The following is an 11,864-nucleotide window of genomic DNA, read 5'->3' as shown; positions in this document are numbered from 1 at the left end:
AGTTTTTCTTTTTGCGTGGAGGGGGGGGGGGGGAAAAAAAAGGGGAGGGGGGGGGGGGAGGTGTTTTTTGGGGGGGGGGCGCCCCCCCCCCCCCCCCCCCCCCCCCCACACCCCCTCCCTCCGCGGCCTTTTTGGGCGTGGCGCGCGGCATCTGCGTCTTGCGCGGGCGGCGGAGGGCGCGCATCCCCCGACCCTCGCGCTTTCCTGCCAGGATAAAGGGGGTTTCAAGGGGGGCTTGCCCCCCTTGATCGGGGGACCGGGGGCGGAAGCCCCCGCAACCGCCCCCCACGCCCCGCATTCCCCCCCGCAACCCGTCCCCCCCGCGACCCCGCGTCCCGCGCCGCCGTCGCCCCTTGCATCGCGGCGGCGGGGCGTCCTAGCTCGGGGGCGTTTCTTGGCCGCGCGAGGCGCGGCGCCTTGATGGATGCGACATGAATTTCCTCGATTCCGTGGGCCGTCACAGCGGCCGGGCCCTTCTGGGGCTGATCCTGGTCGGCATGGCCCTGCGCCTTTACCCGCTGGCGATGGGCCCCGAGGGCGCGGCCTGGGTCTACATGACCGAGGACGGCTACCTGATGGCGACGGTGGCGCGGAACATGGCCATCGGCCTTGGCATGTCGGTGTCCGAGGGGACGATCCAGACCAACGGCGTGCAGCCGCTGATGACCTTCGTGCAGGCGGCCTGCTTCGCGCTGGCGGGCGGGGACAAGGGCGCGGGGCTGATGCTGGTGCACCTTGCGAACGCGGTGATCTCGGCCGGGGCGATCGCGCTGGTCTACCTGTTCGCGCGCCGCGCGCTGGCGGCGTTCTCGGCCTCGCCGGTCTTCGCGCTGTTCCCCGCCGCGCTCTGGGCCTGCGGGCCGCTGCTGGTCTACCATTCCATGAACGGGCTGGAGACGGGCCTGTACCACCTGTCGATCCTGGCGGCGATGCTGCTGTTCGGCCGCCTCGCGGCGCTGGAGCGGGAGACGACGACGGCCGAGCGGATCGCGCTCGGGGCGCTGCTGGGCATCTGCTTCCTGTCGCGCAACGACGCGGTGTTCCTGGTGCTGGCGGTGCTGATCACGCGCGCGGTGCAGACGGCGGTGCAGGGGCGGCCGTGGAAGGCGCTTGCGCGCGAGGGCGCGACGGCGGGCGCGGCGGCGCTGGTCTTCGCGGCGCCCTGGCTGGTCTACAACAAGGTCAATTTCGGCTCGATCGTGCCGATCAGCGGCTCGGCCCAGTCGACCAATACCGAGCTCGGCCAGAACCTGCGCGGGCTGCCGACGACCCTGTTCGAGCACATGGCCCCGATGTTCCCGGTTCCGGGCAAGATCGGGCAGGAGCCGGTCCTGCTCTGGGGCATGACCGCGGTCATCGCGCTGGTGGTGCTGGCCTATGTCGCGCTGGCGCTGCGCCGCCGGGCGCTGGGGGCGGACATGGCGGCCTGGCTGCTCTTCATCGCGATGCTCTCGGGCTATTACGGGCTGTTCTTCGGGGCCGGGCACTTCCTGTCGCGCTACACCTCGCCGGGGGCGATCCCGCTGATGATCGCGCTGACCGCGGTCGCCGTGGCCGCCGCCCGCGCCATCGGGCGGGACGGCGCCGAGAAGGCGCTGAAACTCGCCGCGGTGGGCTGCGTGCTGCTCGCCGCCGCGCTGACCGCGCGGGCCAGCGTCTTCGGCGCCCATGCGCAGGGGCACCGGCAGGTGGTTGAATGGGCCGCGGCCAACGTGGCGGACGACACCTGGGCCGCGGCGGTGCAGACCGGCACGCTCGGGTTCTGGCATGACCGGACCATCAACCTCGACGGCAAGGTGAACCCCGCCGCGCTGAAGGCCCGGATCGAGGAGGGCGACGTCTTCAACTACCTCGTCGCCGAGGAGCGGATCGAGGTGCTGGTGGACTGGGCCAACCTGTGCAGTTGGCTCGACGGGCGCAACGCGGCCTTCGCGGCGGCGTTCGAGCAGGTGGCGTACGACCGCAAGGCCAATCTCTGCGCCATCCGCCGCGCGGAGTGACGGGCGCGGGCGGCCCCTCTTTCGGCCGCCCGCCGGGCCCGCGGCCCGGGCGCGCGATGCGAAAGGCCCCCGCCGGGCGCGCCGGCGGGGGCCTTTTTCCTGCGCGGGCCGCCCCCGGTCCGGGCGGGGGCGCGCGGGTCAGGCGTTGTCGGCGGTGACCGCGGCGTGCATCCGGTCCAGCAGGTCCGGCGCGGCGGAATTCACCCGGTTCCAGGACGGGATGTAGGCGGCCTCGTTCGGCGCCTCGAGGAAGATCTTCCCGGCCTCCAGCAGGTTGCCCGCGAACAGCTCCACCGCCTTTTCCTCGGCATGGCGGTCGAGGCTGAGCCCGTTCATCCGCGCATCCGCCTCATAGAGGTCGATCATGTCGAGCGCGACCCGCAGGTAGGTGGCCTTGAGGGTGCGGAAGGTCTCGTCGTGGAACACCTCGCCCTCCAGCGCCAGCTTGCGGATCAGCGCCTTGCAGATGTCGATCGACATGCGCGACAGGCCCGCGGTCGCGTCCTCTTCGGACAGCGGCTGGTGCTTGTGGTCATAGCGGTCGGCGATGTCGACCTGGCAGATCGCCCGCGGGCTCAGGTGGCGGCGCACCTCGGCCAGCACCCCGATCTCCAGCCCCCAGTCCGACGGGATCCGCATGTCCCCGAGGATCGCGGCGCGGATCGCGAACTCGCCCGAGAGCGGGTAGCGGAACGCCTCGAAATACTCCAGCGTCTCGCGCCAGCCGATGGTCTTGCGCAGCGCGATCAGCAGCGGGCGCACCAGCAGGCGCACCACGCGGCCGTTGAGCTTCTCGTCCGTCAGGCGCGGGTAGAAGCCCTTGGCGAACATGTAGCGGAAGGCGGGGTTGGCGACCGGGTACATCAGCTTGGCCAGCATGGACCGGTCATAGGTGGTGATGTCGCAATCATGCAGGCCGATCACCTCGGAGCGCCGGTCGGCCAGCACGTAGCCGTAGCAGTACCAGACGTTGCGGCCCTTGCCCGGCTCCTGCGGGGCGAGGCCCTGGGCCTCCAGCTCCTCGTGGATCGCCTTCAGCCGCGGGCCGTCGTTCCACAGGATCGTGTGCCGCTGGGGCAGGACCGAGAAGTATTCCTGCGCGTGGCGGAACTGGTCTTCATGTGCGCGGTCGAGGCCGATGACCACGTTGGAGATGTAGTCCGCGCCCTTGAGCTGCTCGACGATGTTGGCCAGCGCGGGGCGTTCGAGCTCGGAGTAGAGCGCGGGCAGCACCAGCGCCATCGGGCGGCGCTGCGCGAACTGGCGCAGGTCGGCCTCGAGATCCTCGGTCGAGCGGCGGCGGAAGTCATGCAGCGTGGTGATGACGCCGTTCTGGTGGAAATCGGCCATGTCGAAACGTCCTTGCGGGTTGGGCGGCGGGGCGGCGCGGGGGCGCGCGCGACCCTCCGGGGTCTGCGCCCGGCGGCGGGACCGGGCCGGGGGCGGGCGTCGCGGCCCGCCGGGAATGCGGTGCGGGCGTCGGGCCCGCGGGAAAGACGGCGGGCCTGGGGCCCGCGGGGAAGGCGGCGGGCCGGGGCCCGCGGAACTGGCGGCGCGGGCCTCAGCCCTTGCCGCGGATCTCCTCCAGCGTCGCCAGCGTCTCGGCGGCCCAGCCCTCGGGGCCCGGCGCGGCGGCGGTGCGGACATGCCCCGGCGCCTCGCCCTCGGGGAAGGGCGCGGGGCCGGAGGGGTTGGGGATGATCACGCCGATATCGGCGGCGGCCAGCATCTCGGCGTCGTTGGGCGCGTCGCCGAGGGCCATGGCCGGGCAGGGGGCGAAGCCGGCGCGGATCTCGGCCATGCGGGCGGCCTTGTCGGCGCCGGGCAGCACGTGGATGAAGCGCCCGCCGCGGCGGATGGTCAGGCCGGAGAGGGCGAGGGCGGATTCGAACCCCTCGAGCATCTCGTCGTCGCCCAGCCAGACGCCGGGTTCGGAGAACTCGCGGGCATGGGCGCGCTCGGCGTCTTCAAGCGGCAGGCCGGTGCGCTTCGCCACTTCCTCGGCCGTCCAGTCGCCGAAGCCCTGGAAGGCGCGGCGCAGCTCGGTCGGAAGATCGTTCAGCCGGGCGCGGATGTCGTCGATGCAAGGCTCGGGCGCGCCGGGGCCGATCAGCCCGGCGCCGTTCTCGACGATGGCGGGGCCGGAGAGGCCCAGCGCCTCCATCAGCGGCGCGACCTCGGCCCGGGTCTTGGAGGTCGCGGGGATGACGACCGCGCCCGCCTCGGCCAGCGCCGTCAGGGCGTCCGCGGCGGGGGACCAGTCATAGGTCTCGTGATCGAGGAGGGTTCCGTCGAGATCGGTGAAGACGAGGAGCGGCGGCGGCGCTCCGTCCGGGGTGGTCATGCAGGCTCCTTGCCTCGGCCCTTGGGACTCAGACCCTAACGCGGCGGGGCGCGAAGGCAAACGCCCCGCGAGGCGCCATTGCGCCGCGGGGCGAAGGTGGGCAAGGAAAACCCGAACGCGGTCAGCGTGTTATAAGGGGCCGCGCGGGGGCCGGGCGCGCGCGCCGCCCGCTCCCCCCGCCGCAGTCCCCGCCCGGCAGGCTCAGCCGCCGGTGTGGGACATGTGGCGGGTCATCCTGCCCCCGACCTTCTGGCGCGAATAGTCGAAGTCATGGCCCTTGGGCTTGTGGCTGATCGCGTGGCGGATGGCGTCCCGAACGGGGGCGTCGTCGCCGGGGTTGTCGCGCAGGGCCTTCCTCAGGTCGAACTCCGTCTCCTGCCCGAGGCACTGGAACAGCTGGCCGGTGCAGGTCAGCCGCACGCGGTTGCAGCTTTCGCAGAAATTATGCGTCAGCGGCGTGATGAAGCCGATGCGCCGCCCGGTCTCGGCCACGTCCACGTAGCGCGCGGGCCCGCCCGAGGAATGGGGGCTGTCGGTCAGCGTCCAGCGCTCCGCCAGCTTCGCCTGCACGTCCGAGAGCGGCCAGTACTGGTCGAGGCGCAGCCCGTCGCCCATGTCCTCGCCCATCGGCATCACCTCGATGAAGGTGATGTCCATGCCGCGGCTCCCGGCGAAGGCGACCATGTCGTGGACCTCGTCGTCGTTGACGCCCTTCAGCGCCACGGCGTTGAGCTTGATCGCGAGCCCTGCGTCCTGCGCCGCGTCGATGCCCTGCATCACCTGCTTGAGGCGGCCCCAGCGGGTGATGTCGGCGAATTTCTTCTCGTCCAGCGTGTCGATGGAGATGTTGACCCGGCGCACCCCGCAATCGGCGAGGCTTTGCGCGTGGCGCGACAGCTGGGAGCCGTTGGTGGTCAGCGTCAGCTCGTTCAGGTCGCCCGAGGCCAGGTGGCGGGACATCGACTCGAAGAAGGTCATGATCCCGCGGCGCACCAGCGGCTCGCCCCCCGTGACCCGCAGCTTCTTCACGCCGAGCGACACGAAGCTGCTGCACAGCCGGTCAAGCTCCTCGAGCGTCAGCAGGTCCTTCTTGGGCAGGAAGGTCATGTTCTCGGACATGCAGTAGACGCAGCGGAAGTCGCAGCGGTCGGTCACCGAGACGCGCAGGTAGGTGATCGCCCGGGCGAAGGGGTCGATCAGCGGCGCGAAACCGGCGTCGGCGGTCGTGGTCATGTCGGCTTCTCCCCGGGGTGGTGCGAGTGCGCGAAGGTAGGGAAGCGGGGCCGGGGCCGCAAGGCGGCTTGCCGCAGGGCGGGACCCCGACCAAAGTGGCGCCCGGCGCGCGGGACGGGGCGCTGCGGCGAAGGATGGGGCGATGACGGGCGAGGACAAGGGCGCCGCGGGCGGCGCGGATCCCGCGGCGCTTGAGAGCTGGGAGGCGCTGGCCGAGCGCTATGCCGCCCGCGCCGGGGACAAGCCGCACAACGCCCATTACGACCGCCCGGCGGTGCTGGGCCTGCTGGGCGACGTCGCGGGGAAGCGGGTGCTGGATGTCGGCTGCGGGCCGGGGTTCTACGCCGGGGCGCTGCTGGACGCGGGCGCGGCCGAGCTGGTCTGCACCGATGCGAGCGCGAAGATGGCCGCGCTCTGCGCCGCGCGGCTGGCGGGGCGCCCCGGCGTGCGGGTGGAGCGGCGGGCGATCGAGGACGGGACCGGCGTGCCGGACGGCTGGGCGGACGCGGTCTGCGCGCCGCTCTGCCTCGATTACGTCGCGGACTGGGACGCCGCCTTCGCCGGGTTCTTCCGCGCGCTGCGGGCGGGCGGGGTCTGCGTGGTCTCGGCCTCGCACCCCGCCTTCGACGCGGAGTATTTCGCGACCGAGCGGTATTTCGAGGTGGAGCGCGTATCGGCGGAGTGGGGCGGCTTCGGGGACCCGGCGCCGGTGCACGGGTTCCGGCGCAGCCTGCAGGATTTCGTCAATCCCGCGCTGCGGGCGGGGTTCGTGTTGGAGGAGCTGCACGAGCCGCGCCCGACCGAGGGGTTCCGGACGCGCGATCCGAAACGCTTCGCGCGGCTGGAGCGGCGGCCGGGATTCCTGGCGATGCGGCTGCGGCGGGGCTGAGGCGGGCCAGGCCGGGCGGAAGGCGCGGCCTCGGGGGGACGAGCCCCCCGCTCGGCCGCGCCTCGCGCGCCTGGGGAGCGGGGGCGTGCGGGCCGGGCGCAGGGCGCGCGGGCGCGGCGGCAGGCGTGGCGCGATGGATCGTCGGTGAAGCGCGCGGGCGGCCGCGCGGGATCGCAGCGGGCCGCGGGCGAGGGGCAGGCCGTCGCCGGGGGCGAGGACCGGCTTTCGCGCCGGGCCGCCAGAGGCTGCGCATGGTCTGCGCCCGTCGAGCGGCGAATTAGCGAGGCGAGGCGCTGCGCCCCCGGTGCGGCGGTCGCGGCGCGGCAGGCCCCGTCGGGCGCCCTGGCCCCGATCCCGGGGGTGCGGGGCCCGAGGGTGCGGGTCCCGGCGCACGGGGCCCGAGGGCTCGGCGCCTCTTGCGCCTCCCCGCGGGGGCCTTTCGGCGCGCGGTCCGTGTCCCCGGCGCGCGGCCCGGACACGCCCGGGGGGACGGCCGCCGCCCCGCCCCTCAGGCCCTTGCGCGCAGCTTCGCCATGGCGGGGGTCGGGAAGGCCAGCACCTTGCCCGAGGCGATGGCCTCGGCCACCGTCGTCGGGCAGGGGCGCATCGGCGGGCCGCTGACGCGCCCGTCCCCGGGCAGCGCCGCGTCGGGCGCGGGCCCCTTGCGATGCGCTTCGGCCCGCGCCTCGAGCATTTCGAGCAGGCGCGGGTTCAGCCCCGATCCGGTGGATGCCGCGCGGTCGTGGAAGGACAGCAGGCGGGCGAGATCTTCGGGCAGCATGGGCGGTCTCCTTCCGGCGCGTCGGCGGCGGTCCCGGCACGGGGGCCGCGCGATGCGCGATGAGATGGTCGGCCTTGCTGCCGCGGGCCCGCGGCGTGCTGGGTGGAGTCAGCGTGAGGATGAGCATGCGCGCGGTATGCTGCGATGCACAATGCGCAAGGTGTCGCATCCTTGCGCGCTGAAACCGTGATCGGACTCGACAGTGCCAGACGAGGGTTAACGACAGGCGCCCCAGCGCGCGCTCCCGCCCCCCGCCGCGCAACGCCCCCCCGGGAACGCAAACGGGCGCCGTCCGAAGACGGCGCCCGTGCGCGGCCCGGCAAGGCCCGGTGCGGCGCGGTGCGGCTTATTTCGCGCGCGGAACCTGCTGCCACTCATGCGCCCAGGTGGTCATCGCCTCCCAGGCCTCCTCGGCGGTGTCGACGAAACGGAACAGCTTCAGGTCGTCCTCGCCGATCGTGCCGCTGTCGCGCAGCGCCTCCCAGTTCACCACCGACGTCCAGAAGTCCTTGCCGAACAGCAGCACCGGCAGCGGCTCCATCCGGCCCGTCTGGATCAGGGTCAGCGTCTCGAACAGCTCGTCCATCGTCCCGTACCCGCCGGGGAAGGCGGTGATCGCCTCGGCGCGCATCAGGAAATGCATCTTGCGGATGGCGAAGTAGTGGAAGTTGAACGAAAGCTCCGGCGTCACGTATTCGTTGGGCGCATGTTCGAAGGGCAGCACGATGCCGAGGCCGATGGACCGGCCCCCGGCCTCGTGCGCGCCGCGGTTGCCCGCCTCCATCGCGCCGGGGCCGCCGCCGGTGACCACCACGCGCCGCTTGCCGCCATGGTTGGCGATGCTGTCCTCGGTGCACATCTTCGCAAAGCGCCGGCCCTCGTCATAGTAATGCGCCAGGGCGGCGAGCTGCTTCGTGCGCGCCTTGCCTGCCTCCTCGGGGCGCGGGATGCGGGCGCCGCCGAACATCACCACCGTGCTCTCGATCTCCTCGTCCTTCATCAGCATCTCGATCTTCTGCAGCTCCAGCTGCAGGCGGACCGGGCGCATCTCCTCGCGCTTGATGAATTCGTGGTCGTGGAAGGCGAGGCGATAGGCGGGGGATTCGGTCTGGGGCGTGTGCGGCGTCGCTTCCGCCACCGAGATGTCCTGCTCGGCGGAGCGGAAAACGGAGCGGCGGTCGGTCTTGTCGGTCATCGGCGGAAGGGCTCCGGGGCAGGGGCGCGGCGCCGCCCCTCCGGCGGGCGGGGGGCGGCGCGGCGCGGTTGCGTCGTCCCTTCGATCAGTACGGGCTGCGGCGCGCCGGCGCCAGCCGCGCGCGCCGCGGCACGATGCCGGGCCGGGGCGCGGCGCGGGCGGGGACGGAGGCGGGGACGGCGCCCGCCGGCGCCGCGCCGGTCGCTCCCGGCCCCCGCAGCGCCGGTCCCGGCATTGCGCCGCCCGGTCCAATTGCCCTATAGCCCCTTCCCGAGGCCCGGACGTCCCCTGCTCGGGGGCGCCAGAACCATCCACGGGAGCGCGACCGCATGAGCCACGCCGATCTTGAAAAGACCATCGAAGCCGCCTGGGAGGCGCGCGACGGCATCACCTTCTCCACCACGGGCGAGACCCGCGAGGCGGTGGAAGAGGCCCTGAACCAGATGGAATCCGGCGCGCTGCGCGTGGCCGAACCGACCGAGACCGGCGCCTGGAAGGTCAACCAGTGGGCCAAGAAGGCCGTGCTGCTGTCGTTCCGCCTGAACGACATGGAGATGATCCCCGGCGGCCCCGGCCAGTCCGGCTGGTGGGACAAGGTGCCGTCCAAGTTCGACGGCTGGGGCGAGAACCAGTGGCGCGCCGCCGGCTTCCGCGCGGTGCCGAACTGCGTCGTGCGCCGCTCGGCCCATATCGGCAAGGGCGTGGTGCTGATGCCGTCCTTCGTCAATCTCGGCGCCTATGTCGACGAGGGGACCATGGTCGACACCTGGGCCACCGTCGGCTCCTGCGCCCAGATCGGCAAGAACGTGCACCTCTCGGGCGGCGTCGGCATCGGCGGCGTGCTGGAGCCGATGCAGGCCGGCCCGACCATCATCGAGGACAACTGCTTCATCGGCGCCCGCTCCGAGGTGGTCGAGGGCGTGATCGTGCGCGAGGGCTCGGTCCTCGGCATGGGCGTGTTCCTCGGGCAGTCCACCAAGATCCTCGACCGCGAGACCGGCGAAGTGAGCTACGGCGAAGTGCCCGCGGGCTCGGTCGTCGTGGCGGGCTCGATGGAATCGAAGGGCGTGCACCTCTATTGCGCGGTCATCGTGAAGAAGGTCGACGCGCAGACCCGCTCCAAGACCTCGGTGAACGAGCTGCTGCGCGACTGATCGCGCCGACGCGCCGAACAGGGGGGGCGGCCCGGCGCGGGCCGCCCCTTTGCGTTGCGCCCCCGATGGGGAAGGATGATGCGATGACCGAAGACCTTTCGCCGCTCGAGGCGCCCGCCCAGGTCGCCGCCGACCTCGCCGCCCTCGCCGCCATCGCCCCGCCCGACCGGCGCGAGGGGACGGCGGCCGCGGTGCTGTCCGAGGACGGGGCGCCCGCCGCCCGCCTCTGGCCCGCGCTGGCGCAGGCGCTGAAGAAGGGGCTGGCGCAGCGGGCGGGCGAGGCGCCGCCCAAGGGCGCGCCGGGCTTCGGCGACGTGCCGGGGGATGCCGCGCTCTGGGCCCTGCATGGCCGCCGCATCCAGCGCGCCCCCGGCCCGGTGCGCGCCGCGATCTGCGCGGGCCTGCGGATCCGGGCGCTGCTGGGGCTGGGGGATCTCGGCGCCGACGCCATCCCGCCCGAGGCCTGCATGACCGTCCCGCCCGAGGCGCTTCGGGCGGACCTGTGGAAGCTCGCCCGCAGCATGGCGCCGGGCCAGCGCGCGCAGGTGATCGCCTATGCCGCCCATGGCGCGACCGGGTTCCGGCAGGAGCCGGAGGCGGCGGGGCTGGAGCTGATCCTCTCCGCCGGGCGCACCGACGTGTCGGACGGCTGGGACAGCATCGACTACACCGCCGCGATCCCGGCCCGCACCGGCTGGGCGCATTGCGTGGCGCTGCTGCTGCTGCGGGCGCTGGACGCGGCGGCGGAGGGGCCGGACCGGGCCTCGGTCGCCTTCATCGCCGCGGAGCGCCTGTGGAAGACGCGGCGCGCCGCGCTGGACGATTTGTCGGACGCCCGGCGCGACACGCTGCTGGCGGGGTTCCGCGGGGTGTTCGAGGCCCACCTGGCGCCGGTGGAGGCGGCGGAGCAGGCCGCGCCGGACGAGGCCCTTCCCTGGAGCGGCCTCGGCGGCTGAAGGGGGAGGCATGTCCATCGGGCGCTACCGTTGCAGGGGGCCGAACGCCCAGGGGGAGGCGGTCGCGCAGACCCTCTCGGACCTCTGTGCGCTGATCCCCGCGGGCGCGGACCCGGAGGCGCTGCGCGCCGCCGAAGGCGCGCTCTACGACCCCGCGCCCATCGCGCCCGAAAGGCTGGTCCCGATCCTCGCCCATCCGTTGGCCGAGGGGCAGGCGCAGCCCGCCTCGGGCCCCGTGGACGGGCTGGCCTGGGACGTGCACGCGGCGGCGATCCGGGCGCTCTCCGATGGCCCGCGCGCGATCCTCTGCGCCGGGTTCAAGGCGCGGATCGAGGCGGGCGCCGCGACGCGCGATGAGGTCGGGGCGAGCCCGGATGACTGCATCTCGGCCCCCGATGCGGCGCTGGCCGCCGCGCTGCTCCCCGTCGCGCGGGACCTGGCCCCGCAGGACCTCGCGGTGATCGCGCAGGCGGCCGGCGCGGCGCGGGCGGCGACGGAGCGCGAGATCGGGGAGGCCCTGCGCACGGGCCGCCTCAAAGCCGCGTGGAGCGACGGTTGGGATTGCGTCGATGCGACCGCGAGCGAACCCTCGGCCCGCGGCTGGGCGGCCTGCCTTGCCTGGACGGTGCTGCGCGCGTTGGCGGAGTGCGATGAGTGTCGTCTTGTCGCCGACCGATGGCGGTGGGGTCACGCGGCGCTCCTGTCGCTGCCGCCGGCAAGCCGCGCGCCCCTGCTGGCGGGCCTCCGCGGGGTGATGGAGCGGGAGACGGCCCGCCCCGGCGGCATGGGGTTCGACGCAGGCCCGCCGATCCCGTATGAGGGGCCGCTGTTCTGACCCGCGCGCCGATTCCGCCCGCGCCGCCCCCCGAAGGGAGCCCGCCCATGTCCGAAGACAAGCCCATCGAGGGCAAGCCGAAGAAGGCCAAGCGCCCGCAGCAGGTGTTCACCCTGGTGGTCGAGGTCGGCCGCGGCGAGGGCGACGGGCTGCCCGAGGATGCCACCGGCGCCGCGCTGATGTGCTATGCCTCGGGCGTGGATGAGAACGAGGCGGTGAACGAGACCGTCGCGGTCCTCAAGCAGGCCGATCTCGTGCCCCTGGAAGTGCAGGGCTATGGCAGCCTCGAGGAGCGCGAGGAAGCGGGCGAGGAGATCCCCGACGAGGATCGCGAGCTGATGGAGCGCGCCCGCGCCGAGAACGCGGTGCTGGTGGTCCAGGTCACGCCCTTCTACGACTGACGGGGTGCGAGGGGGAGGAGGGGGCATGCATGCCCCCTCCTCCCCCCGCGGGGGCCGAGACGGACAGGCCGGCGCC

11 protein-coding genes are annotated in these 11,864 nt (G+C 73.5%); 6 read left to right on the top strand and 5 right to left on the bottom strand.

Annotated elements, in window-relative coordinates:
• Positions 1–431 precede the first annotated feature (431 nt).
• A complete protein-coding gene (locus ACQ5SO_RS20720; RefSeq protein WP_430943559.1) occupies positions 432–2,000 on the top strand; it encodes a hypothetical protein in 1,569 nt (522 codons plus the stop codon).
• Positions 2,001–2,138: 138 nt separating this feature from the next.
• Here ACQ5SO_RS20720 and ACQ5SO_RS20715 read toward each other — a convergent pair whose 3' ends face one another.
• From ACQ5SO_RS20715 to moaA, 3 genes are all read right to left on the bottom strand, one after another.
• Positions 2,139–3,350: a glycosyl transferase gene (locus ACQ5SO_RS20715; RefSeq protein WP_430943558.1), complete on the bottom strand. Its 1,212-nt coding sequence runs from the start codon at positions 3,348–3,350 to the stop codon at positions 2,139–2,141.
• Positions 3,351–3,561: 211 nt separating this feature from the next.
• A complete protein-coding gene (locus ACQ5SO_RS20710) occupies positions 3,562–4,344 on the bottom strand; it encodes an HAD-IIB family hydrolase (RefSeq protein WP_430943557.1) in 783 nt (260 codons plus the stop codon).
• A gap of 201 nt (positions 4,345–4,545) precedes the next feature.
• Positions 4,546–5,577, bottom strand: coding sequence for a GTP 3',8-cyclase MoaA (gene moaA, locus ACQ5SO_RS20705; protein WP_430943556.1), 1,032 nt, complete (start codon positions 5,575–5,577; stop codon positions 4,546–4,548).
• A gap of 142 nt (positions 5,578–5,719) precedes the next feature.
• On the opposite strand from moaA, the gene ACQ5SO_RS20700 reads away from it, so the two are divergent.
• Positions 5,720–6,466 carry a class I SAM-dependent methyltransferase gene (locus tag ACQ5SO_RS20700; protein ID WP_430943555.1) on the top strand — a complete coding sequence of 249 codons (747 nt, stop codon included), beginning with the start codon at positions 5,720–5,722 and terminating at the stop codon, positions 6,464–6,466.
• Positions 6,467–6,974: 508 nt separating this feature from the next.
• On the opposite strand, the gene ACQ5SO_RS20695 is transcribed toward ACQ5SO_RS20700, so the two are convergent.
• On the bottom strand, positions 6,975–7,247 hold the full coding sequence (locus ACQ5SO_RS20695) for a hypothetical protein (RefSeq protein ID WP_430943554.1): 273 nt from the start codon (positions 7,245–7,247) through the stop codon (positions 6,975–6,977).
• Positions 7,248–7,593: 346 nt separating this feature from the next.
• On the bottom strand, positions 7,594–8,442 hold the full coding sequence (locus ACQ5SO_RS20690; protein ID WP_430943553.1) for an LOG family protein: 849 nt from the start codon (positions 8,440–8,442) through the stop codon (positions 7,594–7,596).
• Between the two features lie 329 nt (positions 8,443–8,771).
• Here ACQ5SO_RS20690 and dapD point away from each other — a divergent pair, with 329 nt between their 5' ends.
• From dapD to ACQ5SO_RS20670, 4 genes are all read left to right on the top strand, one after another.
• Positions 8,772–9,596, top strand: a complete 825-nt coding sequence (gene dapD / locus ACQ5SO_RS20685; RefSeq protein WP_430943552.1) for a 2,3,4,5-tetrahydropyridine-2,6-dicarboxylate N-succinyltransferase — start codon at positions 8,772–8,774, stop codon at positions 9,594–9,596.
• An 83-nt stretch (positions 9,597–9,679) separates the two neighbouring features.
• Positions 9,680–10,552: a hypothetical protein gene (locus tag ACQ5SO_RS20680; protein ID WP_430943551.1), complete on the top strand. Its 873-nt coding sequence runs from the start codon at positions 9,680–9,682 to the stop codon at positions 10,550–10,552.
• A 10-nt stretch (positions 10,553–10,562) separates the two neighbouring features.
• Entirely contained in the window at positions 10,563–11,387 is an 825-nt protein-coding gene (locus ACQ5SO_RS20675; RefSeq protein WP_430943550.1) for a hypothetical protein, read from the top strand.
• Between the two features lie 47 nt (positions 11,388–11,434).
• Entirely contained in the window at positions 11,435–11,788 is a 354-nt protein-coding gene (locus ACQ5SO_RS20670; protein ID WP_430943549.1) for a hypothetical protein, read from the top strand.
• Positions 11,789–11,864 lie beyond the last annotated feature (76 nt).

This window comes from Rhodovulum sp. DZ06, assembly GCF_050586345.1.
GTDB lineage: Bacteria > Pseudomonadota > Alphaproteobacteria > Rhodobacterales > Rhodobacteraceae > JBOCEF01.
The sequence above is the reverse complement of the archived record's forward strand: the minus strand, read 5'-3'. Positions and strand labels throughout refer to the sequence as shown.

What these genes read in the sequence shown, in the direction of transcription:
- ACQ5SO_RS20720 (WP_430943559.1), top strand. Translation starts at nt 432, where the DNA reads ATGAATTTCCTCGATTCCGTGGGCCGTCACAGCGGCCGGGCCCTTCTG.
- ACQ5SO_RS20715 (WP_430943558.1), bottom strand. Translation starts at nt 3,350, where the DNA reads ATGGCCGATTTCCACCAGAACGGCGTCATCACCACGCTGCATGACTTC.
- ACQ5SO_RS20710 (WP_430943557.1), bottom strand. Translation starts at nt 4,344, where the DNA reads ATGACCACCCCGGACGGAGCGCCGCCGCCGCTCCTCGTCTTCACCGAT.
- moaA (WP_430943556.1), bottom strand. Translation starts at nt 5,577, where the DNA reads ATGACCACGACCGCCGACGCCGGTTTCGCGCCGCTGATCGACCCCTTC.
- ACQ5SO_RS20700 (WP_430943555.1), top strand. Translation starts at nt 5,720, where the DNA reads ATGACGGGCGAGGACAAGGGCGCCGCGGGCGGCGCGGATCCCGCGGCG.
- ACQ5SO_RS20695 (WP_430943554.1), bottom strand. Translation starts at nt 7,247, where the DNA reads ATGCTGCCCGAAGATCTCGCCCGCCTGCTGTCCTTCCACGACCGCGCG.
- ACQ5SO_RS20690 (WP_430943553.1), bottom strand. Translation starts at nt 8,442, where the DNA reads ATGACCGACAAGACCGACCGCCGCTCCGTTTTCCGCTCCGCCGAGCAG.
- dapD (WP_430943552.1), top strand. Translation starts at nt 8,772, where the DNA reads ATGAGCCACGCCGATCTTGAAAAGACCATCGAAGCCGCCTGGGAGGCG.
- ACQ5SO_RS20680 (WP_430943551.1), top strand. Translation starts at nt 9,680, where the DNA reads ATGACCGAAGACCTTTCGCCGCTCGAGGCGCCCGCCCAGGTCGCCGCC.
- ACQ5SO_RS20675 (WP_430943550.1), top strand. Translation starts at nt 10,563, where the DNA reads ATGTCCATCGGGCGCTACCGTTGCAGGGGGCCGAACGCCCAGGGGGAG.
- ACQ5SO_RS20670 (WP_430943549.1), top strand. Translation starts at nt 11,435, where the DNA reads ATGTCCGAAGACAAGCCCATCGAGGGCAAGCCGAAGAAGGCCAAGCGC.